We start from the raw sequence: 25,704 nt of genomic DNA on the forward strand, positions 1-25,704 counted from the left end.
TGTACCACGCACTACACATGTGTGGAGTGGATATAATAACGCACGTAATGCTGGCGGGTTTAATTATCTTAGATTGTTTTATCTTAATGAAACAGATTCCGTTTTTTTAGTCTTTAACTAAACTTGGACTACTATCTAAGTACGCATTATTGCGCCATTAGGCTTTGGTAACTCTTGTTCTGTTATCTTATTCATTTTACAAAAATATTCAAAAAATTGTTGTGCCAGCTCTCGTTCATTTGGGTCTGTTTTTAAAGAAATGATATCAAGCAAAATTTGAGCCATCCATGCATTGTCAAAATAACGGTATTTACCTGTATTCCATGTCACTTTTTCCGGGGATTTTTCATTCACATAATATTCCCAGAAAAGCAATTGATCTGATTCCTGTTCTGTTAGTTGAAGTCGGTATTTTGAATGAGCAGGAATATATCCATCTTCACAAAGCTTACCGATAAATTTTTCATGTACCATATAGACACCTATGATACGTCTGTCTTTTTCAGACATGCTGGAATCTCTTGCTGTTAAAAGGACAGCACTATTTCGTTGCAAGCGAATCGGCTTGTTTGGCTTCCCCTTGTTTGTACCACTTTTTATAACGCCTGAAAACACCTTCCACTCTGATAAGGCACTGCTCTGTTCTTCTGTATCACACCAAAATACCATTTGTGATTCAGGATGTAGTTTATGATGTTTCATAAGTTTTTCATGTTCTAAGTTAAGTTCCTGTTTTTTACGTTGCAGTTTTTTTTCTTCTTCTTTTGTCGATTCTTCCTCTAATCGTTCATTTTCCTTAATTTGCAATATTTCTTCAAGTGAATTAGCATCACTCTCATCATGTAGTTTTAAGTGCTTTCCAAAACCATCAGGGAAAACAAACATTTTGTTTTCTGATTCGAAATGTATTTCAACAGTAGATTCATTATGCTTAACTATCGTACCTTCACCAAAACGTTCGTGTGTAACTTTCTTATTGATTAAATCCATTATTCAAGTCCTCCTTGTAATAAAAACTCGGTTACTAATAAATAGGATACTGATCATTTTATTCAACTAACTTACTTTAAAGCTTACAAAACTGTTTGAGTCAAAAAAGGATAAAAAATGTATCTAACTTCCATTTCCCATAAAGTCCGGTATAAATTTAAATACGAATTAAAAAAGCAATTAATAATATAATTATAACATTTTTCTCATAAATTCACAAATTTATTATTGACAAAATATTTTACACTGATGTAGAATGAAGTTTTATTCTTCCACCCTACTCATCATAACTATGAAATAAAGACATCCCAGAAGTAACGAAACTTTTGGAATGCTTCTAAAAATAATCACTTGACTCCCGGTTACAGACATAGGATTGCTTCCAATATCACTTATAAATCAAACATGAAAATTGATAAATTCATAGAACAGATTAAATGATAGTATCTTAAATATAATAACCTTCTGATCAGCTTCTTTTGAGTAAAGAAAGCTGTTTTGTTTATCCTTTTCTAAAACGAATAGTTTTTGCTACACATTCAACTATTTCCGGGAATATAGGACGATTTAAATTTTATTAATCGTGTCCCTAAATCAGAATATTCCCACTATAATTAAGCTTAAACCCCTCAATCTCCACTTAATCTGTCCTTTCATTAAGAAAAACAGGACTTAATTCATGTACAGTGATTGTCTCGCTTTCTATTATATTAGGGATCCTACCAAGACTAGTGAGTTGATTATATGAAATAATATGTAGACCAAGCTCCTCTTTAAATTCCCTGACTCCATCAGGAACCGACTCATAAGAAATAAATATGCCCTGCGGCTGTGACGCCGTACAAATAAACAATGTGATTTTCAAATGACTTCTGAGCTGGATATAGATATATTTATGGTTCTCTACCCACCTTCATAACATTGAAATAGTAATGAGTACCCCTTTTTATGAACTGCCTCGAGCGTAGCTACCTCAACCGATTAACCTGACTCATCTTAAAATAGTTAGTATTTATGTCTCCATGTCCACACTCACTGTTCCCCATATAATCCACACTTATTTTTATTTCTATAATAGAGATAATAGGGAATGCCTATATATTTTTTAATCATGTTTTCTTTCACCGCTGTTTAATAAAACAGAAACAGGGAAAAGTGCTATATATCATTTAATAAGGAGTGGATAGGATGGAACCATTATATACAGCAGCAGTCACAGCTACCGGCGGCCGCGAAGGACATGTAAAATCCGAAGAAGGAATTATTAATTTAGATGTGAGACAACCAAAAGCAATGGGAGGAAGCGGAGAACAGGCTGCAAACCCGGAATTACTATTTGCAGCAGGCTATGCAGCTTGCTTTGACGGTGCATTAAACCTTGTATTGCGTAAAGATCGAAAAAAAGTGGACACAACCGTGACATCAAATGTAACGATTGGCAAGGATGAAGAAGACGGCGGATTTAAACTGGCTGTTCGTTTAGATGTCTCTATCCCTGAATTAGATAAGGAAGAGGCTAAACAATATGCAGAAAAGGCGCACCAAGTTTGCCCTTACTCAAAGGCAACACGTGGGAATATAGATGTAACGATTATTATCGTCTGATCTGACTGTACCTGATTACTTTTAAAGCATATTGCTACTGAGTACAGTTTTAAAAATAATAACGCTCTAAATGAGGAGCAAAATAATATAGACAAAAAAAGAAACTCGTCCATGCTGACGAGTTTCTTTTTTGGTTACAAACATAATTATTCAGGTACTGCTGACAAAGTTAATTGGATTTAGAGAGAAATGATTTAGTCCTGATCAGCAGGATTATTGCACCTATACCAAATTATGCAAGGACAGGTTAATTTAAATGACCTATCAGAAATTCAAACTGATCATTCTCTAAAGAAAAGCTAACCGTTAGTTAAATGACTCCATAAAAATCAGATACTACTCTGACTTTCACGGGGCTTTTTGACCAGAAAAAGTCAAAGAAACAGTGTGGTTACCATCCTAACCACACTGCCCAAACTCAAAGTCTATTACACTCACTCATCCTTAGTCCATATTAATCCAGACACTCTTCACTTCTGTGTAATTTTCTAAAGCATAGCTCCCCATTTCACGACCGATACCGGATTGTTTATATCCTCCGAATGGGGAAGCCGCATCGAATGTGTTATACGTATTCACCCATACAGTCCCTGCTTGTAATTTATGAGCAATCTCGTGGGCTTTTTTCAAATCCTGCGTCCAAACTCCGGCAGCCAATCCATAGTGGCTGTCATTTGCTTTTTGGACGAGATCATTGATATCATCAAATGGCATGGCCGCTACAACAGGCCCAAATATTTCTTCCTTCGCGATGGTCATACTATGATTTACATCAGCAAATATAGTCGGCGATATAAAATATCCTTTATCGAAAGGAATATCGCCCCCAAATAATACTTCTGCCCCCTCTTCAACACCTTTGTCGATATATCCTTTAACTCGGGATTGCTGTTGAGAGGAAATAAGCGGTCCCATCGTTGTATCTTCTTCTAAGCCATTCCCCTGTTTAATATCCTTGGCACAGGATATTAAATCAGCGACGACATTATCATACATTTTCTTTTGAACATATAAACGGCTTCCTGCACAACAAACTTGTCCTTGATTGAACATGATTCCCATTAGCGCACCTGGAACTGCCTTCGATAAATCTGCATCTGGAAGGATGATATTCGGTGATTTGCCACCAAGTTCCAATGTTACGCGTTTTAGTGTGTCAGCAGCTGATTTCATAATTTGCTTCCCTACTTTTGTAGATCCTGTAAAAGCGATTTTATCGACCATTGGATGATCAACCAATGGTTGTCCGGCCGTTTGACCATAGCCTGGTACAATATTGACAACTCCATCCGGAAATCCGGCTTCACTAATGAGTTCTGCCAAATATAAGGCAGAAAGTGGCGTATTTTCTGCTGGTTTTAATACAACTGTACATCCGGTAGCCAGTGCTGCTCCAAGTTTCCAGGCAGCCATTAATAATGGGAAATTCCATGGGATAATCTGCCCTACCACTCCCACTGGTTCATGTTTAGTATAGTTAAAAAAGTTACCGGCAACAGGAATGGTTTGTCCTGTAATTTTAGTCGACCAACCTGCAAAATAACGGAAATGTTCAATAGCTAACGGAATATCTGCATTGGATGTTTCACGGAATGGCTTCCCGTTATCCAATGTTTCCAGCTGAGCCAATTCCAGCTTGTTTTCCTCCATTAAGTCTGCCAATTTATATATTAAACGACTGCGTTCTGCAGCATTCATCGTTCTCCATGGGCCAAGATCAAATGCTTTTCGTGCCCCTTTGACTGCTAAATCAATGTCTTCAGTCTGAGCTTCTGAAATCACAGCCAAAACTTCGCCTGTAGCTGGATTCATCGTTTCAAACGTTTTGCCGGAAACTGAATCTACAAATTGACCATTTACATATAACTGTTTTGTGCCTTTTAAAAAATTTGCTAGTTTCGGACTAACATTGGGACTTAAGGTAGTAGTCATTAAATTTCCTCCATTTATATTTTCATTTTGTGAACGCTTTCAGTATATTCCATTTATTTACCATTTTCAATTAATTGTCAGTGATAGTACGAATGAATCGTTCGTTCCTTTTTGACATTAATTAAATCTACACACCACTATTTGTTGAATAATAGCAAAGCTTGTCCTATATTATTTTTAAACTACTTTGCCTTCTAAATGGTCTTATTTCTATCCATCGTTTTCCGGTTTCCTTTTATTTGGATATTTGTTACTATTTTTATGAAAAAGTACTGTTATGCCTATTAATTAAAAAGCAATATTTGTTTTTCAGTAGACTAGCTCAGAGAATATTTTTATATTTTTTTCAAATATTTATATACTCGTATATTTTTTGACATGTTTACTCCTTTTTAGGGGAATACAACTTTAGAGGAATGAGGAGTGTGGCGATGTTATTCTATAGAGAGTATAAAAATGAATCCTCCACTAAGTGGGTAGTATGTATTCACGGCATAGGAGGAAGTTCTACTATATTTGCGAACCAGATTAAAGTATTAAAAAAGCACTTTAATCTGCTGTTAATTGATTTAAGAGGACATGGGAAGACAAGAATAAGTAAAACAGATAAGAAATATAACTTTGAATTACTTTGCGATGATATTATCAAGGTTCTTGACTATAATAATATAAAAAAGGCAACGTTTATAGGCGTATCAATGGGTACTTTATTGATTAAAAAAATGTATAAAATAGCACCGGAGAGGATAGAAAAAGCAATCCTGGCCGGAGCTATAACCACATACAACAAACGAATAAAGTTCTGGTTAAAAATTGGTTTACTCATTAAAAATTTCGTTCCATATATGTGGTTATATTCTTTTTTCGCTTGGGTGCTAATGCCGAATAAAAATCATAAGTATTCCAGAAGCATGTTTATCAGGGAAGCAAAGAAAATGAATCAAAAGGAATTCCTCAGATGGTTTGACTTAGTCGATCAGATAGAAGAAATACATGTTGATATAGTAAAAGAACCTGTAAATATACCAACTCTATATGTAATGGGTAAAGAAGATTATATGTTTCTAGATACAGTCAAAAATGACATTAAAAATGAAAATCATTCGAAATTAAAGGTAATCGAAAATTGCGGCCATGTATGTAATGTGGATCAGCACGCAAAATTCAATCAAATAGCATTAGATTTTCTAAGATGAATGAAAAGAACTATTCGACATAAAGAATAGTTCTTTTTTATTCACTAGGTTAGTTATGAGGTTAGCAACAAATACTTTATCTGGTACCATATTTGGTTTAATACCAATTAAGACAACGGCCGTAACTGAAACGAATGATTAATGCATAATCATATTACAAAATAGTTTCTTCATCAATAAAAAGGGAAATATATCCAATGTATAGAATAACTTTATCAAGGAATATATACTTACCTTAATCAAAGGAGGAAGCAAATTGAATCAATTATTAATGGAAGATTTTAACTCATTCTTTCGTGAATTTCAGTCAATATGGAATAGCTGTAACACTGAATTGATGATTTCAAAGCTTTCACCTGACCTAGCTGTTCGATGGGCAAATGCAGATGGTATCGTTTCAGATTGGGGATATAAAGAAGCTTGCATAGGGTGGGGAGAGGCTTTCGATCAATATTGCGGACATAATCCTCAATGGAATTTCACTACCATGCACATTACACCCGCTTCCAAAGATGAAATGATTATTATATTTTCGGTTACGTTTGAAATGGATGGAGAAAAGAAAGATGTTGCTAAGCTATTTGTGCAACGCTTTAAAAAATATGAGGATGGGTGGAAATTGCTGCATGAGTATTGTGAAAGTTTACGACCGGAGGCGCTAGTGTCTATAAACTGACCCCAATAAAAATGGACTGTTCATGTAAAAACAGCCCGTTATCTTTGTTATTGATCTTTCACTATCGTTCAATTTCGATAAATTGCTCAATTTTATTAATCAAAATTAATAATGCTGCACGCGTTTCAAACTCTTCCCTTGTTTTCGGTAAGTCCATTTGTTCGAACTCACCTCTTAGTTCCTGTAATTTTAATAACAGACGATTTCGATCTTCCATATTTGTTCCTAAATCATCGACAAATTCAGCAACCATTTCATTTTGTTCAAATGTTGTCGGCAATTGAATGATTAAGGGGACCATTCGCTCTACGATTTGAAATTGCTGATGGACTTTTGTGAAATATTGTAAATAATAGGAGTCTCTTTTGAAAAAATTATTCTCCTCACTTCTCTTGGCTAAACCCATTCCTTCATCGATTAACTTCTTTGTTTTAATGATATACTCATCATTCCATACACGTTCTTTTTTTCGAATGAACCGACCGAACTGGAGAAAAATCACTTTAAAATTCCCCTCAAGTTCTTTTGAAATTTTCTTAATTTCGCCTTCTACACTTGGCATATATAAATTGAATAAAAGAGCTACCAGAATACCAATCGCAACGATACAGATTTGGTTTAAAATAAGCTCATACGTAATATTCTGTGATATGTACAATTGCATAATGATGACAAAACCAGGTACAATACCGTCCTGGAGACCGAGCTTGGCCATAACCGGTATGTAAATAAACAACAGCACTCCAACCCCTACAGCTGTATAAGCACACCCTTCAAATATTAAGACAGCCAATAAAATCCCAAGGATACAAGCAGCAAATCGCTGCCAAGCAATTTGTATACTTCTGCGCTGTGTACTTTGAACACTTAATAAGGTGATAACTGCAGCAGTGGCCGTGTTTTCCAATGATAGAACTTGAGCAATAACCAAGGCTATCATAGCACCTATCGCTGTTTTAACTGTGCGGCTTCCTATCGTAAACATGGTTAATATCTTCCCTTCTTTCTTACCATCCCATTATATAAGAATGCGCAAAATAAATAAATCCACTCCAAAATGAAATTAGTAACCGAGAGAAAATTTGAATAACTTTTTGTTGATTAATCGAACTTTCGCTATAATAAGAAGACAGAAGGAGATGAATTTGATGAAAAAAGAATTAGTTGAACGATTTCTTACATATGTTAAAATTGATACCCAATCCGATGAAAACAGTCCAACATGCCCCTCTACTGAAAAGCAATTTGACCTCTTAAATCTTTTAAAAGATGAATTGCAGGAAATTGGGATGGAAGATATAACCCTTGACGAAAATGGTTATTTATTCGCCACCCTTCCTGCAAATACAGATAAAGAGGTCCCAACTATTGGTTTCCTTGCCCATGTGGATACGGCTACTGATTTTACCGGGAAAAATGTAAAGCCTCAAATCGTCGAGAATTATGATGGCGGTGATATCACACTTAATAAAAATCAAAATATTGTTCTATCACCGAAAGACTTCCCTGAGCTAAAAGAGTATATAGGTAAAACGCTTATCACTACGGATGGGACAACACTCCTTGGTGCTGATGATAAAGCTGGGATTGCGGAAATCGTTACCGCGATGAATTACCTAATCAAGCATCCGGAAATTAAGCACGGCAAACTTCGTGTCGCTTTTACACCGGATGAAGAAATTGGCAGAGGCCCTCATAAATTTGATGTGGAGCGCTTTAATGCGGATTTCGCTTATACATTGGATGGCGGCCCCCTCGGTGAACTTGAATTCGAAAGCTTTAACGCGGCCAGTGCCAAATTAACATTTAAAGGCAGCAATGTCCACCCTGGTTCCGCCAAAAATAAAATGGTTAACTCCTTAAAGATTGCCATGAATTTCAATGCGGAGCTTCCAAAAGAAGAAGCACCCGAATTTACAGAGGGTTACGAGGGCTTCTATCATCTCTTATCATTAACCGGTGATGTAGAACGTACTCATGCAGCTTATATTATCCGTGATCATGACCGTGAAAAATTTGAAGCAAAAAAAGCAACTATGAAAGAACTTGTTGCAAAATACAAAGCCAAATATGGCGAAGAAAATATAATATTGGATATGAATGATCAATATTATAATATGGGAGAAAAGATTGAGCCTGTAAAGGAAATTGTAGATGTAGCACATCAAGCCATGGAAAACTTGGGTGTGCAACCAATCGTGAAACCAATTCGCGGCGGTACAGATGGTTCCCAGCTTTCTTATATGGGTTTACCGACTCCGAACATCTTTGCCGGAGGAGAAAACTTCCACGGCAAATTCGAGTATATAGCTGTAGAAAGCATGGAAAAAGCTACCGAAGTCATCGTAGAACTCGTGCAATTATTTGAAAAAAAAGCATAACCCCCAAAAAGGTGCCAATCAAAATCGGCACCTTTTTATCCTTATTCTACTTGGAGTTTAATTTTTTCCCTATAGTCATTATCCATTCCCTTGGCAGTTAACCATGCTTCTAAAGTATATTCACCTGGATTAAGATTTTTCAAATGGATATCATGAGTTAATTGAGCACCTTTAACTAATTCTTTTTCAATAATTGCCTGTGTAAAGGATTTTCCTTTAGAATAATGGATGACTGTTTTTCCAGAATGATCCTTTAAAATGTAATCGAATGTTTGTCCGCTGTTAAAGGTTAACTGAATGGGTTGGTCTGCTTCGTTTTCAACCGTATAGACAAACAAAAAATCATGGCCATCATTATTCTTTTGAACTAAGCTCGAAGTTAATATTCCATCATTGATTCGATTTGAGTTTTTATCTGTATTCACTGGTTTGTCATCACTTCCTTTATTTTCATTAGCTTCTTGCCCACATGCTGCTAAGAGGAGGATACATATAATAAAGCATAACCATCTTTTCAACCTCCTACCTCCTTTACTATTTTGTTTATTTGTTAGTTTCTACAATAACCTGCTATTCCCCTGCTCAATCACCTCTTGATTTTATCTTTTCCTTTAACCATTTATACACGGTTACAAACCCCAGTACTCCTCCAAACGTAATGCCCGTTAATGCCACAAATAAAGCAATATATTCAAAGATGGAATAGGAACTGGCCGCTGACCAATTAATACTGCCTTTCCAATCCTGTTCTATAACCAGATTCATTCCATAGATTCCCGATATGACTGTATATATCGTTAAAAATGTAAGCAAATATTCATGTCGTTTTCTCGTTAACTTTTCATGATTCTTATAAAGATTTCCAAGCGTTTGATTAACGTGGTTGTATAGCTCATCCATATGAAAAATTTCTTTCATTTTTAAATAAATTTCTTTTCCAAATATCCTGCTATGTACTTCCGGTTGATAAAATTGTGCAGAAAAGTTCGTTATTCGAATGATGAGTTTTTCTATTGATCCTTTCTTATCATCCACTCTTAGCCGGGAATTTTCATAGGATAATTGCAATAACAGGAGCCTGTTAAAGAAGAATAAAATATTCGTATAAAAATTTTCACCATACATACGCTCAGCAATCATTCTGCTTCTTTCTCCAGATTCATTAGATAGACAAACGAATGCATAATTGCTAATGATATAATAGGATTCATCACCCCATCGATCGTATACATGTTGTTTGCAGAAACGATTGATATATGCCTCTGATATGGCGCCGGCATAAGCCTTTCCTTCCATATCATATCCTTTGATTGAAGCCGCTCGGAATAAGGAAATTTCATCAAGACTTGTATTCTCTTCAAAAGCTAAATAATAATAAACTTGCATACGTTCTTCTATGAAAAATGGTAAACTCCCAAAATAAGTTGTATGTTCTTTTTTCGAAAGATGGTCCTCAAGCCACGGACAATATTCATGAAAAATAATACCTTTTGTTTCGGAATATTCCTTTTCGTTTATCGTGATTGCTATGTCATCAGGTTTATCCAATTTTCTGAACAGGTCGATAAAGTGAAGAACATGATTATAGTCCATATAATCAGGTAAGTTTACTCGCATATTCATAATACCAATATTATATGGACACACAAAGATATCAAAAGATGTGAGAAAGAAATCTGTATCCAAATATTTTGAATACAAGTGACCCTTTTGATTAATAATCTTGCTAAAGCGACGAAAGGCATTTTTATCAGTTGTTTTAGCGGGAAATAAAATTGGCTCCATATTAGGCAGAAAAAATTGCTCCATACGCTCGTGAGATATACGTATATCTCCATAAAATTTATATTCTTGTTGTGTATCTTTTAAGTTAAAAAACTCCCATTGTTCTTTCTCTAATTTTTTGATTAATTCTTCGCTTCGTGATTCCTTTATTTGAAACGGAAAAATAAATTGAAGGTACGATCTCTCTACTTGAAGTTCTGGTATTTTGAGTTTTGACATTTTTCATGACCCCCACATCTCTATCTACTCTTTAATTCCCTCATTTAAGGTAAAAAAACTTACCCATATACCCAAAAATAGTAAAAGTCTCATAGAGGAATCTATGAGACTAAGAATTAGTATTTATTGTTATTTTTAAATATCCAACGTTCCATTTTTAGGGCTTCGCCATTTTTCCAATGCAGTCTGTAATACAGAAGCTAAAAACAGCGTTTCTCCGATACTGATTAAGATTCGATTCATTGGATTATGCATATTAATAGAATCTCGATCCAGCTGTCCATTCTGTTCCCTTTTTAGTTGAATAATGGCTTCCTCAGCTTGCCCTTTCGAGAATATCAAAAGCTTATTTCCCCACTCTTGATCATCCTTCGTAAATAATACAGAGTCTTCTTCAATGATTGCAGCAAACCTTACACCGTTGTTATTTTTGTACAGATATGGAGCTTTTTCAAAGAAATCCACAGGCGTATCCTCTAACATTTCATGTTCAGCTTGTATAGCCTTAATCTCTTCTTCCACTTCTATTCTAGTGCTTGTAACCATCGATACCAACTCCTTTGCTAAGTAATTAAAAGTATAAACTGTTTACCAAATGTTGTCTCCAAATATATAGAAGAAGACAAAAAGTAAATCAATTTAGAATTTTCTTATAAAATAAACAAAAATATCGAGATAATTATTACATTTCGTAAATTATAAGCCTAACTCATACAGAATATCATTAAACAAACAATTTAATCATCATTTAATACCGAATCCTATTATGTTATTACCTAAACTGTTGGCTTCTCAATTCAAATAAGCAAGCTTTTATCACAAGGTTATCATTGTACTAGAATAATATGTATCCAATATCTAAAGAATAGCCATTTATCATTTATTTACATTTGTTTCCACCCTTGATATCATCTAAATATGATAATAAGAAGAGGTGATTTTATTGAAATACCGAACAAATCCACCTTTCTCACCTGCCTACGAAGCACTCTTGCAAGATACTGTCCAATTACTGTTAGGTTTATTTTATAAGAATCCTTCTGCATCACTAATAAAAGAAACTCTTAATTTATGCTATGAATCTTTTATTCTTGAATCTCCCTTAACTGATAACCGTCATTTTCAGGATCACTCATCGCAAAGTATAGAGTTTCAGAAAAAAACAGCCATGATGGAAGAAGTTTATTATGATGAAAAAGAGGATCAAAGCCTAATCGATTTGTATTATAAAAATTTACCATTTAATCAATTTCCTGCTAATGAATTGTTTCCATGGCTAAATGAGTTGCTGACACGCACTCATACGAATCAGCTCTCTTATTCATATAGCCGAAAAGTGCTCCATTCCTGGGTCGATTTACGTGAAAACGGCCAAATACAAAGCATTTATTCAGGTCAAATCCTAAATTCAAATGATTTATTAGAAGAGGATACCCTGTTAGAAAACGAGGCAATTCAACAAATGACACAAATATTAAATCTAAATCAGGATTCTGGAATACTTAATGAACACAAACATTTCTTGATTGAATCCGTGCTGCGCTCTCTTCAATTTAATATCGAGCATGTGATCCCACAATCCTGGTTCGAGAAAAGGCATCCAATGGTTGGGGATCTTCATCATTTATTTACATGTGAGGCAAACTGTAATTCATTCAGAAGTAACATCCCCTATTATGATTTTGAAGACTACAAGCCCGAAGCTTATAAAGAGGTCATTAAAAACTCTTGTGGAAAAAAAGATGGCAATGAGAGATTTGAACCTGAAAACGGTAAGGGCAAAATAGCTCGAGCTTCTTTGTATTTCTTAATGAGATACCCGAATGAAATGATTCAAGAAAAAAAGATATTGCTTGATATCAACCTATTAAAAAAATGGCATCATGACCACCCTGTCACACTGCATGAGAAACATCGGAACTGGACGATTTACAAACTTCAGGGTAATCGGAATCCCTATATCGATTTTCCTGATTTGGAATTTACGTAAGATTCCGCATACTCTATAGGTTTATACGTTGACCTGTAGCTGGATCTTTCTGCATTCTCCACAAAAGAATTCTCAGTCTATATCTATACAGGTTCCCCTAAAGTTTCGAGGGTTGGGGTACTAATAAAAAGAAGGGTTACTAGGGAAGTTAGAACCAGTGTTCACCTTTCTGTTTCATTGTTATTCTTATTTATGTCAACGTTGGCCGATGTGATACGTACTTATTATTTTTCAAGCTTATCCTGTGTGACGGCTGCCGAATGTTTGATGATCTATCTGATCATGTTGAGGGTGTCAGCTAATTCTTCTAATGTAAAAAGACATCCTCTGCAGTAGCAGCAGGTATATAGCTACTTATGGTAGCGTCAGACTGGAGAAGACAAATAGAATCCAATAATGATTGCTAACCTGGCATTCTAACCATCCCGTACTTCCATTTGATCTATAAACATCGAAACAAAAATTGCCACTAGATGAATGACTGCCAACAATGTGTAATGATAACCATCTACAAATTTAATAAAATGAAAAAACAGAGGGAACATGATGGTTTCAATACCAAATAATATGACAATCCAACTTATCCTCTCAGCTAATTTTTCTTCATTCTTCGGGATAAAAATTTCATTATTCCCAGCTAAAAAAGAAGTATTTCCATCCTTTCGAATGGAATGCCCCACCATTATGATTAAAATACCAATCACTGCTAGTACAATAGAAGCGATTAACATAACTGCCCTCCTTTAAACTTATGAAGCTGTTAATTAATCTTTTCAATTAGTTCCTTTAGAAAGACGATCACATAAATTTAATGAAATGCATGTATTACTGTGTGATTAGGTTTCGATATTGGCAAAAAATCCAGTTCATATTGCTATGATAAATATAATTTAAGGTAATTTAGGTATACCTTCGCCCTCCACCCTATAGTATAAGTTAGTCTAGAAATCCCTTCTTTATGTAAAAAGCATCTTCATCCATGAGTTTCTTAACCTCTATATCCAAACCCTATTATTTCAATGGAGTATTTAAATAACAGATTAATGCATCAGGACATTCTATAATAATATCTTGCAGGAAGTGTTCCCATTCCTAATGTTTGAATAGACTATAAGGGAAAGGAGCGGGTTTTATTGAACAGAGATAAATATGACGGACTCCATTTCTTAGCGATTATATGCCTTGCTTTATTGCAATTAAACTTTGGTTTTACTGATTGGATTTTTGGCATACTCATTATCTTATATGCATTATTTGCCATTTTAGTTATAGAAGGATTTTCAAAATACTCTGTCATCAAATTTATTATATTATTGCCGATGGTTTTCTTATTAAGAGTATTTATCACTTTATATTCCTAATTTATTGATATTCGAGTAAATGAACCAAACAAATACTTAATTTTAGTTCTTCCTGCACCCCTCATTCGGCTTAACTTTTCAAATGGTGTGCAGGTGAATTTCATTTCTTCCTAATTGCTTGCCAGGATTACAGCCAAGTGATCTTCAATATCCTTTAGCTTACTCTCACTCTTTGAATTATTTATAATAATGGAGAATATGTATTTATTCCCTTTTTCACCTTGTACATAACCTGCTAAACTACTGCACGTTGAAATAGTTCCTGTTTTAGCTATCACTTTCCCTTGCGCTTTTGTACCTTTCATTCTATTTTGCAGTGTACCCCCTATCATTCGATCACTCATTCCGGCTACGGGCAATGCATTCTTATACGTTTCATACCATGATTTTGATTGAGCTTTATAAAGTAAATTTGTTAAAGCATTAGTTGAAATCATACTAACATGTGATATACCTGAACCATCTCTCATAAGAATGGCATTATGTCCAATCCCCAAATCGGCAAACTGCCCCTCTATAACAGATAAACCCTTATCCCAACTTCCCACTTCTCCTTTTACCTTGCCTATTTCTTTAACTAAAACTTCAGATATTGTATTATTGCTTAGTTTCATATAAGGTACCAGAATTGTACGCAATTTAGGTGAATAGTCAGTGAAAAGTTTGGTTTGATTGGCAGAAATTTTTCCATATGTAGCTTTTCCAGAGATTTTTATTCTTTGCTTTTCCAGAGATTTTTTAAATAAATCAAGAGTATAAAAAGTTGGTTCCCATACAGAAATACAAGTGTTTGTTATGTCAGATTTTAAAGGAATATTTCCGGCGAGATTTATGACATTACTGCCATGACGTTTAGTTATCTTTAACGTATTTTCACTATTAACCTTTCCAACTTTGGTTTTGTTGGCTATTTTCACATAACCAGTAGGTGGGGTAAGAATAACAGAGGCTGCTTTACCTATTTTATTGCCGGGGCTTACTTGAACAATTACAGTACCTGCATCATAATCCGAATTCGGAGAAACTGTTAATCCGGAAATTTGAGCACCATAATACTCTTGCTCATCACTCCAAGGCAGGTCCAATGATAAACGGACATGATCATACCAAGTATCATCCGCAATAAGGTTTCCTTTAATCTTTTTAATCCCTCTCTTTTTTAATGCAGAAGCAATAGTTATAAGATCTATCTCTCCCAGAGTGGGATCACCTTTCCCCCTAATATACAGATTTCCCTTTAATGTGCTTCCTTTTTGTTTACCATCCGTATAGACTTCTGTGGAAAATCGGTAGTTCTCACCAAGTATCTGAAGAGCAGCTGCACTGGTAACTAATTTCATACTCGAGGCAGGCCGTAATCTGGTATCCCCGTTATGCATGTAAATCACTTTACCGGTTGATGCATTTCTCACGCTGACCCCAATACTGGCACCTTTTAAGTCAGGATGGCTTAAAACTTTTGAAATCTGGGAACCTAATTCGCTGCCTCCAATCGCATAAGCCGGTTGTTCTTTTTTAAAGGTACTAAAAGAACTGACACTGAGAGCTATAATGATTATGGAAAGAATTGAGCTTATTACCGATCCTTTCATTCCTCTCCCCCTTATTATTTTCACGATAATGACTGTATGATCAAAGCCATTAAACAATGTAATAATTGCTTATGGATAAACATTATAATTATTCAGTAATATGACATACTAATTTGTACTTAACGTACTCTTTGAAAGGAGAACATTTTTATGAAAAAATACATCTTCCTGCTCTGTTGTATTATCTTATCCTTAAGTTTCAATATTAGTAATTCATTAGCTATAATAAAACCAAGGGAAGAGTATGAAAAAACCGGTCATGTTATTTGGGAAGTTAATACAGATAAACGCTTAGTTGCAATCACGTTCGACGATGGGCCACACCCGATTTTCACGTCACAGATTCTTGATTTATTAAAGAAATATAATGCGAAAGCGACATTTTTTGTTAGTGGAAATAAAGCCGAAGTGTATCCTGAATTAATTAGGAGGCAATTACAAGAAGGTCATGAAGTAGGCAATCATACGTACCATCATTTTCCTAATAGAATAAACTCTGCTCAGCTAACCTTAGAACTGGAGAAAACCAATAAAGTATTTGAAGAAATCACGGGGCGTAAAATGAGTTTATACCGACCTGTACAGGGTGTTTACAATGATGAAATTATTAATACCGCAATAAAAAATGGTTATGATGTCATTATGTGGTCCTGGCATCAAGATCCACAGGATTGGAGAAATCCAGGTACTGCCCGGATTGTAACTCATGTTACAAAAAGAGTTACACCAGGTGATATTATCTTATTACATGATTGGGGAAACCTTAGTAAATCTCAAACCGTACAAGCATTAGAACCTGTATTAAAATGTTTAAAGGAAAATAATTACCGGAGTGTGACGATTTCGGAGTTAATGTATCAATCTGTACATCCATTGCCAGAACCAATTAATCCCGTGCCATAATTAAACGGACTATTAAAATTAAGACCTGGAGTCAAATTTAGAGCTCCATTATCGTTTTTTGCACTTTACGGAGGAGAGATGATATGACACTATATTGGGCCCTTTACCATCTCATTTACTTAAGACCCATTTAACTTTATTCTCCCCCCTGCTAATAGATACTTAAAATTAACAGATTATCCCATTTAAAGCGGGGTATTATAGAATCCACTGATTTAGTATAGAGTCAATCTATATGTATACATTCATGCATACTAGTAAAAAATCAGAAAATCCAAGCAATCAATTCTTCCAATAACATAAATACATAAATCACTAACGCTACGCCCGCTGTAGCAATGAACCCAACAAATAATACAGAACATAGCGTCTTTACAAATGAAATCATAGTATTTATTAAATTTTTATTAAATAAAACAATGTTAACCATCTATTCTCAGCCTTTCCAAAAGTATACTATTTCAAATATACCGCATTCTATTTCCAAATGTTAACCCGCAATATCTGATATTTTATAAAAATATTTTATTAGTCAATATAATGGTTACTACCACTAAGTTGGAATGATATATATTTTATAGTCCATTTTAGTATCATGTGAAAATAACCATTCAAACTGAACTGATTTAATTATGGTTCAGCTTCATATATTTCATGACGTTTGATGAAATCAAAATATTTTGTTTTTCTCTCAAATTGCTCTATCATAAATTATTAAAAAGGGAAAGTTAGGGCGCATATGAAAAAAACAACATACCATGCAATTATATTCGAACTTAATCAAACAGGCCAAGTTTCTCAGAAATTATTGCATTCTCTATCCACACCTATTGTTATCAAAATGTTTTATAATTTATTCGGCCCCTCTGGAACTCATAAGCTAAGCGAAAAGACTTATTATAAATTTTTAACTGAATTAAAAGATTACGAAGAATGGCTGCCAGACACACCGGTACCATATGCAAGTTCGACTCTGATACATTTATTTTATGAAAAGATTGGCCGGCATTTAACTTCGGAAACCGTTTTTGAGGATGATACCGAAAATATTGAAGAGGAAACGAATTATTTAACAGTAGATGACTTACTTGATTTGCTGAATTTTGCAAAGGAAGATCATGATGAAGGGTATGCCGAGCACATAAAAAAGCGCCTTTCAGAAATCTGTTCAGTATCGCGATAAAAATGAACGGGATACCCATGATAAAGTTCCCTTTTATTACTCTTAAGAACGAAAATACTTGAAATTATTTGTTTATATTTTGTTTCATATAGTGTTTTTATTTAGATGATTTTTGAAGAATATCAAGCAAAATATGCTGCTAATTATAAGATATTCCTTCTATTTAAGGATACTTTCTTCCTATATTGTGACAATTGCAATTTTTCAGTCCTTTACAGTGTAATTCTTATTATAGTCATGTTATCATTAGTTTGAAAAGAGAGAGCAGTGTGATTATTCTATCCTAGGAGGGTTTTAATGAAATCAAAAACAAAAAAAGCCATGATCTCTGAAATCAGACAGACCAAAACTGTATACGATAAGTTATTGGTATCATTAACAACACCGACCTTACTTACTATTTTCAACCAATTATTTGGTAATGACGGTGAATTCTCCTTATCCGATAAAGGTTTCGATATGGTTGTTGAAGAGCTTGAGTTTCATGATCAATTACCTGAATCGACAGACAAAAAGATTACAGATGCTTCTCTTGTTGAAATGTTTACAGATTTTTATGCCACCCAGGTAACTGAAGACACTGACGTAAGAATAATACCTGCTGAGGATGAACAATCAACATCCCATTTAATACTTGATGATTTATTAGATTTATTGAATATAGCAATGAAACACAATGACATACAGTACGCTAACGAATTAAAAAGACGCTTATTGATCCTTAACAGGGATAGCAAAAATAGCATAGAAGCCTCTTAAGTTCCCTACTGACCAAGCGGATGAAGCAATCTTTTCATTCGCTTTTTATTTTCTTCTAATACATGATTCACCTTATCATCTCTATGATGAAAGTTTCTCTGCCTAGATCCACTTATTTTTCACCCTCAACTAGATCTCCATTGACGAAAGACATGGCTTTTGGGATACTGAAGTGGCTGACTCTATAGAAAAAAGGTGTATAACATGGAATTTGAAATCAAGTTTTTATCTTTCTTTGTTGTGGAAACTGAAGATAAGGAACTACCTACAGCCAAGCATTATCAAACACTTGATACAGCTGAATATGAAGAAAGTGCTCTAATGGATTTTCTGGATGGAGAGTTCAAAAAGATCGTTAAACGTAAAGTGGAACGCCATCCAAATTCAGAACAAGTCCCTACAAAGCTGGGGCATTTTATTATCGAACCAGGTCATGAATTAGATTCAAATCCAAACTATAATGCATTTAACCGTACTCGCTTTGCTGATAATAAAGAAGATTTTAAAGCCTTCAGTGAGGAATTTGTTCATGCATATCTTGATACAAGCGCAGTGCGGGGCGGTGTATTTTTATTAGCTTCGGCCGTTCCTCGTAAATTTTTCGAGCATCGATTTTTATTTTTAATGAAATGTGATTTTGAACCAAAAGTTGCTTCCATTTCTGATGAAAATACATTGATCCGCAATGTCGAAATGGCGATCACCACCAAAAATATGAAATCCATCCAATATCCTCATATGCCTGAAGAAGGCATGATTGAAGAGAGTGAATTAAAAATCCATCAATCCTCCCATGCCCGCTATTTTGAAGACTTTCTAAAATTTGTTGAGTATGGCGAGTCTAAACAGGAACTGATGAAAAATCATGTCATAGACATGGTACAGGAGCATATTGGTGAAGTGTATGAGCCTGAAAGTGAGGAACGACGCCAGTTTGAAGAAGCTATTGAAATATGGGCTGACAGTCCTAAGCGAGAGCTTCAGGAACGCCTGACAACTGAACAAGTCGTAGAAGCTGCTGCTCAACTTGTTGAACAAGAACCGGATGTGGAATTAAAAATGAAGCTGGATAACACCAGCATTAAAGGGTTGCTTGCTGATTTTGGTGAAACCCTTCATTTAGCCAAAATTAATAATCGATATGTTTTAGTGATAGAGGCAGACCAAATTTTATTTGAAAAGGGCTTCTCCCCTATTGAATTTCACAAGCCGGATGACTTGCATCAGGTAATCGATAAAATTAGTAAGAAGACCTATGAAAATAACACTTATTAAATAATGTTTGTCGATTCTATCTTTAATGTAGAGATTTATAATAAAGGTCACTGATACCTGACAAAAATCACCATTCTTTGGTGGTTTTTGTTGTTTTAAAAGGTCGTTCTTAATTCTGTGTATCCTGCGAAGCTACCTGAGTTATTGCCTTTTTCTCTTCCTCATATATATTTGTTTACAAATGGATAGGGAACTTCTCCTTTGTTTTTTACTTCTTCAAGGGACTTCTCTGCCCAAGGTGGAACTTTGCAATCAATAGGTATTTAAGTATCTTATTGTTCAGTTCTAACTCTGAAATACGCGTTTCCAATTGATTAATTTTCTTATTAATAAATTAAACCAAGTAACAGATAAATGTGTTAGCTGTAATCCATTAACTAGACAATCAAAGATAAATTAAAAACATAACATGCGAGTATAGCTTTATTTTCCTTTAGATGAATTTCAGCTACACTTAGAGGATATTGTACATCAGTTTAACGCCGGATTCTATTTTCTGCAGAATGGGAGAGACTCCTGCGGGAAGAACAAGCGTATCCGAAATCCAGCAGCGCAGAGCGTGAGGAGGCTTGGTGCTTGCCCGCGGAAAGCGAGTCTACTCTGCAGAAAATAGCGCGTGAACCGATAGGTGAGAACACCGAAAACGAAAAGACTGCAGACAAGCTCCCCTAAGATCAGGACTTTGTCTACAGTCAGCTTTTGTTTTTATCAGACCATTTCTTTATTCACATACCCACGAGATCCCAATAGTTCCCACTCCTGTATGAACTCCGGCAACAGGAACCAATATCATTCGTTCTGTAGGTATAGATTTAATTTCTTCATTTATTCTATTTTCTAGTTTACGGGCATTATCTTCATCGTCAGCATGGATAACTACTATTTTACTAACTTTGGATGTTTCCATATCTTCTCTTAATATATCAAGAATATATTGAATAGCTCTTTTTTCCGTTCTTACCTTATCTCTAATTTTAGCACCTTCTGTTTCTATGGAAAGGATCGGCTTTATATTCAATAAGTTAGCAATAAGCCGCTGGCTCCCTGAAACTCGGCCACTTTTATGGAGTTGGTTAAGATTGGACGGGATAAGGAACAGTCTTGAATTCGATTTCATTTCTTCGATTCGCTTAACAATTTCTTCAGCATCATAGCCCTGATTGAATAACTCCAGCCCTTTATTTAACAAGTAAGAAAGTGGATAAGATCCGGTACGTGAATCAATTGCATACAATTTAAAACCAACTTGTTCTGCAGCCATTACTGAAGTAGAATATGTACCCGATAGTTTACCGGAGCAATGAAATGCTATACCGCAATCATACTTTTCTTTCAATTTTTCATATAATTCGATGAACTCACCTATTGAAGGTTGTGAAGATTGGAAAGTGGCATTTTCATTTGCCATTCTTTCATAAAATTGTTTATCTGTAATATCGATGGCTTCTTTGTATGATACTCCATCAATAACAACTTGTAACGGGATAATATTCAATTCATTTTTTTCGATAAAATCCTTACTTAATGTACATGTTGTGTCTGTAATCCAGGCTATTCTTGGTGGTTCTTGATTCATTTCTTACTCCCCTTTTTAATGTAAAAATTATTCTGTATCCCAGTAAACTGGTATGACCAATTTCATATTAAAAATAGTATGTAGTAATCATTACTACATACTTAAATATAATTTAACTAATTTATATAGTCAAACTTTTTCCTCGTAAATTCCTCTTTAATCTGTAAGATTCGACAATGTATAAGATTAAAGCTTAAATGACTTTAGCTGTTTCTTCCTCTTTTAACAGATATGTTATTGTTTCCCTGTCGGAATTAGTCGGTAAAAGATACGTATCTTTATACACTTCATCGCCTTTTCCCGTAATAAAGATCCAGTCACCTTCTTTTGCAATTTTCCAGGCATATTCGATAGCAGATGTACGATCCGGTATGACCTTCCCTTTGGCTGACGGTTTTAAATCATGTAGTGTGTCTATCATTCCTTCAAAAGATTCCGTCCCTAAATCATCCAGCGTTAAAATACATAGGTCACTATGCTGTTCCGATATTTCGACCATACCGCGTCGCTTTGTCACATCGCGATTTCCCCTAAACCCAAATATATGAATGATGCGCTTTGCCCCCATTTCTCTTCCTGATTTGAGACATTGTGCAAAAGCGTCACTCGTATGTGCATAATCTAGAATTAATTGTGCACCGGTCGGATGATTCAATACTTCAAATCTCCCTGGCACGCCAGGGAATGTATGTAGTGCGTCAATTATGACTTCACCCGGTATATCCATATTTCTTGCTGTCAAAAAAGCAAGAGCCGCATTTTGGATATTATGTTTTCCCTTAATAGAAAGCCTTATAGGATAGATTTCTTTATTTTTATATACAAAGTGTATATCCCCCGTTTTATTTTGTTGGATATATAAATCAGATTCTTTATTCCCTACACAAGAAATTTGGTCATTAGTACCGCATAACCGCTTTTCAAGTTTATTGCCCCATTTATTATTTGAATTAATAACGGCTGTTCCATCGGGTTTTATTTGATAAAAAAGTTGTGCTTTTACGGAGAAATAATCATCCATATCTTTATGATAATCTAAATGATCATGGTCTAAATTCGTAAATAGAGCATAATCATAGCTAATCCCTTTCACCCTGTATTGTGACAGGGCGTGTGAAGACACTTCCATAATGACAACTTCATCTTGACTTCTTGATAATTCTTTTTGTAATTGCAATGCATCCATGGTTGTATTTACAGATGGTGTGGATTTTTCACCATTTATATAGTTATAAACTGATCCAAACAAAGAACATGATTTACCATAGACCTCCATAATATGTTTCAACATAAAGGAAGTTGTGGTTTTTCCGTTTGTTCCTGTCACCCCAATCAAGGTTTTATTTCCTTGTACAGGGTAAAAATGTTTAGCCACATCAGCCAATATAGCCCTGCTATTATCCACCCTGAAATATGGGACTGAAATATCATGGATTTCTTGTTCACCGATTATTGCTCTTGCACCCGCCTTAATGGCTTGGTCAATATATGCATGTCCATCCGCTTGATATCCTTTTATAGCTACAAATAGGTATCCATCTTTAACTTCCATTGAATTATTGGCAATCCCAGTTATATTTATTTCTCTATCCTGAATGGATACATTAGTAATAATATCACGCAGTAAATATTCTAGCTTCAAATCCTAGCAACCCCTTTTGTTCTTCTGTCTCTTTTCAATTACTATTCCATTGTGCCATCCAGTTTACATATACCTTTTCATGACATAAAAGGTACTTAATTATATGATTTGTATAGGCTTAAAAAATATACAAGCGGTCTCTCAACTATATCTATTTTCCTCTTTTTATATGCTCATAAACCAATTTACACTATTTGAGTATTTTTTCATAATTATATACAAGACTCACATATCTATAAAGAAAACTCCTGCTATATAGAAGGAGTTTTCTTTAAACTTTAACCCTTTTCAAAAATAATGAAGCGATTAAACCAATAACTGAAGCTGCCATTATGAGAATATATCCTTTTTTTACACCATAAACAAGAGCAGCAGTAAGGATTTCAGAATCAGGGTTTTTTCCCGCACCACTTAAAAAAGAAGTTTGTCCCATAGTCATCAAGCTAACTGCCAAGGCTGTTCCAATTGCTCCGGAAATTTGCTGAAGCGTGCTCATTATCGCTGTTCCGTCTGGATATAACTTCCGAGGTAATTGATTCAATCCATTGGTTTGTGTTGGCATCATGATAAATGAGATGCCAACAGATAAGCAAATATGCATCATGATAATAGTCGCTAACGGGGTGTCTAATGTAATTCTTAAAAAAAGAAAACCGGCAATGGTTGTCAATATAAATCCAATCAAAACCAACCACCTCGGCCCATATTTATCCATTAGTTTTCCGTTAATCGGGGACATAATTCCATTCATCACTCCCCCAGGCAAAAGAGCTAAGCCCGCTGTAAAGGCTGAGAATAACAATCCTCTCTTTAAATACATGGGCAATAAGATGGCATTTGATAAAATCATTAACATAGCTAAAAAAACCACAAATACGCCGAGGGAAAACATAGGGTAGGTAAAAACACGTAAATTAATCATCGGATTTTCTGTGTAAATTTGACGGAACGAGAACAATGTTAAGAAAAAGATTCCAATCCCTAATGGCAGCAATACTTGGGCTTCACCCCAGCCGCCGCCACCTTCCCCTGCCGCACTAAACCCATATACAATGCCACCGAATCCTATAGTAGATAGGATTATTGATCTAACATCTATCTTTGGCTTCGTTATCTTTGTTACATTTTTAATAAAAAATATACCTATAATCATTGAGAGTAACAATATTGGCAGACAAATCCAAAAAATCCAATGCCAACTTAATTTATCTACAATTATTCCTGAAAAAGTTGGACCAAATGCAGGTGCTGACATAATAACGAGACCCATTAAACCCATTACCAGCCCACGTTTATGTGGAGGGAAAATGACGAGAAGACAATTATTCATCAAAGGTAATAAAATGGCCGTTCCAATTGCCTGAATGACTCGGGCTATCACTAAAATGGCAAATGAAGGCGCAAGACCGCCAATCAAGGTACCGAGAATACTAAAGGACAAAGATACGAAAAACAGCCGCCTGGTTGAAAATGACTGAATCAAGATTGCCGATACAGGCACCAAAATACCAAGTGTTAATAAATATCCGGTTGTCAGCCATTGTGCTGTTGAAGCTTCTATATGAAAGTCATTCATTATATTGCTTAGTGCTAAATTTAATGCCGTTTCACTGAATAAACCGATGAATGCTGCTACTGCCAGGACGGCCATCATCGGCACAGCTTTTAACTCATTGTTCTCTTTTAACCTTATTTTGCTATCTTCCAATGATATCTCTCCTGTCAGCTATAAGCCCTCTGTAAAAATTCTTCGAAAACAATTAGTAAATTTATATAGATAGCTAATTGTTTAATTTAATCCCTTAATTTCTATACTTATATAATTTGTACTTCTTATCACAGCTTATGAATGGTATATTTTTCTTTTACACGTCAGGATTAAAAAATGGACTATTTCACAAAAAAAAGATAACCAGACACACCGGTTATCTAAAATGGATATCGAATTTATTTTCTAATTTTCACTGAGATATACCTATACAGCCAGATTTTCCCCGTCATTCCAAATGCTCTTACAATAATTGTACCTACTTCAGGTTCCACTTAAGTACCCATTCAATCACCTATCGCCAGTCCTCTTCATAGGTATGAATACTATAGACCATCCATAAAATTACTTCATTTATAATCCTATTGATAAAAGGAGACAGGGACATGAATAATCCATATGATATGAATAGTAATAATATCCCCCCCGGCTATCCGAATACCTTCCAAAATTATGAGCGTCAGCTACCACCAGTGCAACCATTAATATTTATTAATTCAGCTGGCGTTGCCAAAGAGTTGATCAATGATGCCTACACGATAACCAACCATATCCAGAACAATCCTCAGTTTTCAAGACAATTAATGACATATGCTCAGCTTGGTCAAAAGAATGAAGTCTTGAGGATGGTGAACAGTTTACCATTGAAACATCGTCCCGAGGTTGTTTTCACACCAGGGGCTTTATTAATCAGATTATTTCCAGGTAACCCGAATGACAGCAGCAGCGCCTTAACGATAACCATGCTTTGGAAAGAAGCATTTTAAGTTTAAGAATAAAAAACATCCCAAACGAACCACATAAAAATAAACATAGGAGAAATGATGAGTTCAACACATTTCCCTATGTTTTTCGCATTTTTCAAAGTAGA

The 25,704-nt window shown here is 35.0% G+C and carries 22 protein-coding genes; 11 read left to right on the forward strand and 11 right to left on the reverse strand.

The window, feature by feature from the left end; translation table 11 throughout:
- Positions 1-135: 135 nt before the first annotated feature.
- Positions 136-990 carry a malate synthase gene (locus AC4G3K_RS06165; RefSeq protein ID WP_491077051.1) on the reverse strand — a complete coding sequence of 285 codons (855 nt, stop codon included), beginning with the start codon at positions 988-990 and terminating at the stop codon, positions 136-138.
- 1,188 nt (positions 991-2,178) lie between these two features.
- Between AC4G3K_RS06165 and AC4G3K_RS06170 the strand changes: the two genes are divergently transcribed.
- On the forward strand, positions 2,179-2,595 hold the full coding sequence (locus AC4G3K_RS06170) for an organic hydroperoxide resistance protein (protein WP_491077050.1): 417 nt from the start codon (positions 2,179-2,181) through the stop codon (positions 2,593-2,595).
- A 444-nt stretch (positions 2,596-3,039) separates the two neighbouring features.
- On the opposite strand, the gene AC4G3K_RS06175 is transcribed toward AC4G3K_RS06170, so the two are convergent.
- The gene (locus AC4G3K_RS06175) at positions 3,040-4,527 is read right to left on the reverse strand and encodes an aldehyde dehydrogenase family protein (RefSeq protein WP_491132822.1); all 1,488 of its coding nucleotides are present in this window, start codon (positions 4,525-4,527) and stop codon (positions 3,040-3,042) included.
- Between the two features lie 431 nt (positions 4,528-4,958).
- Between AC4G3K_RS06175 and AC4G3K_RS06180 the strand changes: the two genes are divergently transcribed.
- The gene (locus tag AC4G3K_RS06180; protein WP_491077048.1) at positions 4,959-5,723 is read left to right on the forward strand and encodes an alpha/beta fold hydrolase; all 765 of its coding nucleotides are present in this window, start codon (positions 4,959-4,961) and stop codon (positions 5,721-5,723) included.
- Between the two features lie 256 nt (positions 5,724-5,979).
- On the forward strand, positions 5,980-6,399 hold the full coding sequence (locus AC4G3K_RS06185; RefSeq protein WP_491077047.1) for a hypothetical protein: 420 nt from the start codon (positions 5,980-5,982) through the stop codon (positions 6,397-6,399).
- Positions 6,400-6,460: 61 nt separating this feature from the next.
- Here the strand turns inward: AC4G3K_RS06185 and AC4G3K_RS06190 are convergent, their stop codons facing one another.
- Positions 6,461-7,384 carry an aromatic acid exporter family protein gene (locus tag AC4G3K_RS06190; RefSeq protein ID WP_491077046.1) on the reverse strand — a complete coding sequence of 308 codons (924 nt, stop codon included), beginning with the start codon at positions 7,382-7,384 and terminating at the stop codon, positions 6,461-6,463.
- Positions 7,385-7,547: 163 nt separating this feature from the next.
- Here AC4G3K_RS06190 and pepT point away from each other — a divergent pair, with 163 nt between their 5' ends.
- On the forward strand, positions 7,548-8,780 hold the full coding sequence (gene pepT / locus AC4G3K_RS06195; protein WP_491077045.1) for a peptidase T: 1,233 nt from the start codon (positions 7,548-7,550) through the stop codon (positions 8,778-8,780).
- Positions 8,781-8,821: 41 nt separating this feature from the next.
- On the opposite strand, the gene AC4G3K_RS06200 is transcribed toward pepT, so the two are convergent.
- The 3 genes from AC4G3K_RS06200 to AC4G3K_RS06210 all read right to left on the reverse strand — a co-directional run bounded on the left by AC4G3K_RS06200 (position 8,822) and on the right by AC4G3K_RS06210 (position 11,330).
- Positions 8,822-9,298: a BsuPI-related putative proteinase inhibitor gene (locus tag AC4G3K_RS06200; protein WP_491077044.1), complete on the reverse strand. Its 477-nt coding sequence runs from the start codon at positions 9,296-9,298 to the stop codon at positions 8,822-8,824.
- A 64-nt stretch (positions 9,299-9,362) separates the two neighbouring features.
- On the reverse strand, positions 9,363-10,784 hold the full coding sequence (locus AC4G3K_RS06205) for a hypothetical protein (RefSeq protein ID WP_491077043.1): 1,422 nt from the start codon (positions 10,782-10,784) through the stop codon (positions 9,363-9,365).
- A 135-nt stretch (positions 10,785-10,919) separates the two neighbouring features.
- A complete protein-coding gene (locus AC4G3K_RS06210) occupies positions 10,920-11,330 on the reverse strand; it encodes a hypothetical protein (RefSeq protein ID WP_491077042.1) in 411 nt (136 codons plus the stop codon).
- Positions 11,331-11,727: 397 nt separating this feature from the next.
- On the opposite strand from AC4G3K_RS06210, the gene AC4G3K_RS06215 reads away from it, so the two are divergent.
- A complete protein-coding gene (locus AC4G3K_RS06215) occupies positions 11,728-12,774 on the forward strand; it encodes an endonuclease I family protein (RefSeq protein ID WP_491132823.1) in 1,047 nt (348 codons plus the stop codon).
- A gap of 416 nt (positions 12,775-13,190) precedes the next feature.
- On the opposite strand, the gene AC4G3K_RS06220 is transcribed toward AC4G3K_RS06215, so the two are convergent.
- Entirely contained in the window at positions 13,191-13,505 is a 315-nt protein-coding gene (locus tag AC4G3K_RS06220) for a hypothetical protein (protein ID WP_491132824.1), read from the reverse strand.
- Between the two features lie 402 nt (positions 13,506-13,907).
- Between AC4G3K_RS06220 and AC4G3K_RS06225 the strand changes: the two genes are divergently transcribed.
- Positions 13,908-14,135, forward strand: a complete 228-nt coding sequence (locus AC4G3K_RS06225; RefSeq protein WP_491132825.1) for a hypothetical protein — start codon at positions 13,908-13,910, stop codon at positions 14,133-14,135.
- 110 nt (positions 14,136-14,245) lie between these two features.
- Here AC4G3K_RS06225 and dacB read toward each other — a convergent pair whose 3' ends face one another.
- Positions 14,246-15,727 carry a D-alanyl-D-alanine carboxypeptidase/D-alanyl-D-alanine endopeptidase gene (gene dacB / locus AC4G3K_RS06230; protein ID WP_491132826.1) on the reverse strand — a complete coding sequence of 494 codons (1,482 nt, stop codon included), beginning with the start codon at positions 15,725-15,727 and terminating at the stop codon, positions 14,246-14,248.
- A 150-nt stretch (positions 15,728-15,877) separates the two neighbouring features.
- On the opposite strand from dacB, the gene AC4G3K_RS06235 reads away from it, so the two are divergent.
- The 4 genes from AC4G3K_RS06235 to AC4G3K_RS06250 all read left to right on the forward strand — a co-directional run bounded on the left by AC4G3K_RS06235 (position 15,878) and on the right by AC4G3K_RS06250 (position 19,847).
- Positions 15,878-16,630: a polysaccharide deacetylase family protein gene (locus AC4G3K_RS06235; RefSeq protein WP_491132827.1), complete on the forward strand. Its 753-nt coding sequence runs from the start codon at positions 15,878-15,880 to the stop codon at positions 16,628-16,630.
- A gap of 739 nt (positions 16,631-17,369) precedes the next feature.
- Positions 17,370-17,813, forward strand: a complete 444-nt coding sequence (locus tag AC4G3K_RS06240) for a hypothetical protein (RefSeq protein ID WP_491077036.1) — start codon at positions 17,370-17,372, stop codon at positions 17,811-17,813.
- Positions 17,814-18,110: 297 nt separating this feature from the next.
- Positions 18,111-18,572, forward strand: a complete 462-nt coding sequence (locus tag AC4G3K_RS06245) for a hypothetical protein (RefSeq protein ID WP_491077035.1) — start codon at positions 18,111-18,113, stop codon at positions 18,570-18,572.
- A 204-nt stretch (positions 18,573-18,776) separates the two neighbouring features.
- Positions 18,777-19,847 carry a DUF3900 domain-containing protein gene (locus AC4G3K_RS06250; RefSeq protein ID WP_491132828.1) on the forward strand — a complete coding sequence of 357 codons (1,071 nt, stop codon included), beginning with the start codon at positions 18,777-18,779 and terminating at the stop codon, positions 19,845-19,847.
- Positions 19,848-20,568: 721 nt separating this feature from the next.
- On the opposite strand, the gene AC4G3K_RS06255 is transcribed toward AC4G3K_RS06250, so the two are convergent.
- The 3 genes from AC4G3K_RS06255 to AC4G3K_RS06265 form a co-directional block, all read right to left on the reverse strand.
- Positions 20,569-21,423, reverse strand: coding sequence for a DegV family protein (locus tag AC4G3K_RS06255; protein WP_491132829.1), 855 nt, complete (start codon positions 21,421-21,423; stop codon positions 20,569-20,571).
- A 193-nt stretch (positions 21,424-21,616) separates the two neighbouring features.
- A complete protein-coding gene (locus AC4G3K_RS06260; protein ID WP_491132830.1) occupies positions 21,617-23,065 on the reverse strand; it encodes a UDP-N-acetylmuramoyl-L-alanyl-D-glutamate--2,6-diaminopimelate ligase in 1,449 nt (482 codons plus the stop codon).
- A 271-nt stretch (positions 23,066-23,336) separates the two neighbouring features.
- Positions 23,337-24,719: a DHA2 family efflux MFS transporter permease subunit gene (locus tag AC4G3K_RS06265; protein ID WP_491133241.1), complete on the reverse strand. Its 1,383-nt coding sequence runs from the start codon at positions 24,717-24,719 to the stop codon at positions 23,337-23,339.
- Positions 24,720-25,219: 500 nt separating this feature from the next.
- On the opposite strand from AC4G3K_RS06265, the gene AC4G3K_RS06270 reads away from it, so the two are divergent.
- Positions 25,220-25,600: a YuzC family spore coat inner layer protein gene (locus AC4G3K_RS06270; RefSeq protein ID WP_491077031.1), complete on the forward strand. Its 381-nt coding sequence runs from the start codon at positions 25,220-25,222 to the stop codon at positions 25,598-25,600.
- The last annotated feature ends 104 nt before the right edge of the window (positions 25,601-25,704 follow it).

The sequence above is a fragment of the Bacillus sp. z26 genome (assembly GCF_058313635.1).

What these genes read in the sequence shown, in the direction of transcription:
- AC4G3K_RS06250 (WP_491132828.1), top strand. Translation starts at nt 18,777, where the DNA reads ATGGAATTTGAAATCAAGTTTTTATCTTTCTTTGTTGTGGAAACTGAA.
- AC4G3K_RS06170 (WP_491077050.1), top strand. Translation starts at nt 2,179, where the DNA reads ATGGAACCATTATATACAGCAGCAGTCACAGCTACCGGCGGCCGCGAA.
- AC4G3K_RS06210 (WP_491077042.1), bottom strand. Translation starts at nt 11,330, where the DNA reads ATGGTTACAAGCACTAGAATAGAAGTGGAAGAAGAGATTAAGGCTATA.
- AC4G3K_RS06255 (WP_491132829.1), bottom strand. Translation starts at nt 21,423, where the DNA reads ATGAATCAAGAACCACCAAGAATAGCCTGGATTACAGACACAACATGT.
- dacB (WP_491132826.1), bottom strand. Translation starts at nt 15,727, where the DNA reads ATGAAAGGATCGGTAATAAGCTCAATTCTTTCCATAATCATTATAGCT.
- AC4G3K_RS06245 (WP_491077035.1), top strand. Translation starts at nt 18,111, where the DNA reads ATGAAATCAAAAACAAAAAAAGCCATGATCTCTGAAATCAGACAGACC.
- AC4G3K_RS06205 (WP_491077043.1), bottom strand. Translation starts at nt 10,784, where the DNA reads ATGTCAAAACTCAAAATACCAGAACTTCAAGTAGAGAGATCGTACCTT.
- AC4G3K_RS06180 (WP_491077048.1), top strand. Translation starts at nt 4,959, where the DNA reads ATGTTATTCTATAGAGAGTATAAAAATGAATCCTCCACTAAGTGGGTA.
- AC4G3K_RS06240 (WP_491077036.1), top strand. Translation starts at nt 17,370, where the DNA reads ATGAAAAAAACAACATACCATGCAATTATATTCGAACTTAATCAAACA.
- AC4G3K_RS06190 (WP_491077046.1), bottom strand. Translation starts at nt 7,384, where the DNA reads ATGTTTACGATAGGAAGCCGCACAGTTAAAACAGCGATAGGTGCTATG.
- AC4G3K_RS06165 (WP_491077051.1), bottom strand. Translation starts at nt 990, where the DNA reads ATGGATTTAATCAATAAGAAAGTTACACACGAACGTTTTGGTGAAGGT.
- pepT (WP_491077045.1), top strand. Translation starts at nt 7,548, where the DNA reads ATGAAAAAAGAATTAGTTGAACGATTTCTTACATATGTTAAAATTGAT.
- AC4G3K_RS06270 (WP_491077031.1), top strand. Translation starts at nt 25,220, where the DNA reads ATGAATAATCCATATGATATGAATAGTAATAATATCCCCCCCGGCTAT.
- AC4G3K_RS06235 (WP_491132827.1), top strand. Translation starts at nt 15,878, where the DNA reads ATGAAAAAATACATCTTCCTGCTCTGTTGTATTATCTTATCCTTAAGT.
- AC4G3K_RS06220 (WP_491132824.1), bottom strand. Translation starts at nt 13,505, where the DNA reads ATGTTAATCGCTTCTATTGTACTAGCAGTGATTGGTATTTTAATCATA.
- AC4G3K_RS06265 (WP_491133241.1), bottom strand. Translation starts at nt 24,719, where the DNA reads ATGATGGCCGTCCTGGCAGTAGCAGCATTCATCGGTTTATTCAGTGAA.
- AC4G3K_RS06175 (WP_491132822.1), bottom strand. Translation starts at nt 4,527, where the DNA reads ATGACTACTACCTTAAGTCCCAATGTTAGTCCGAAACTAGCAAATTTT.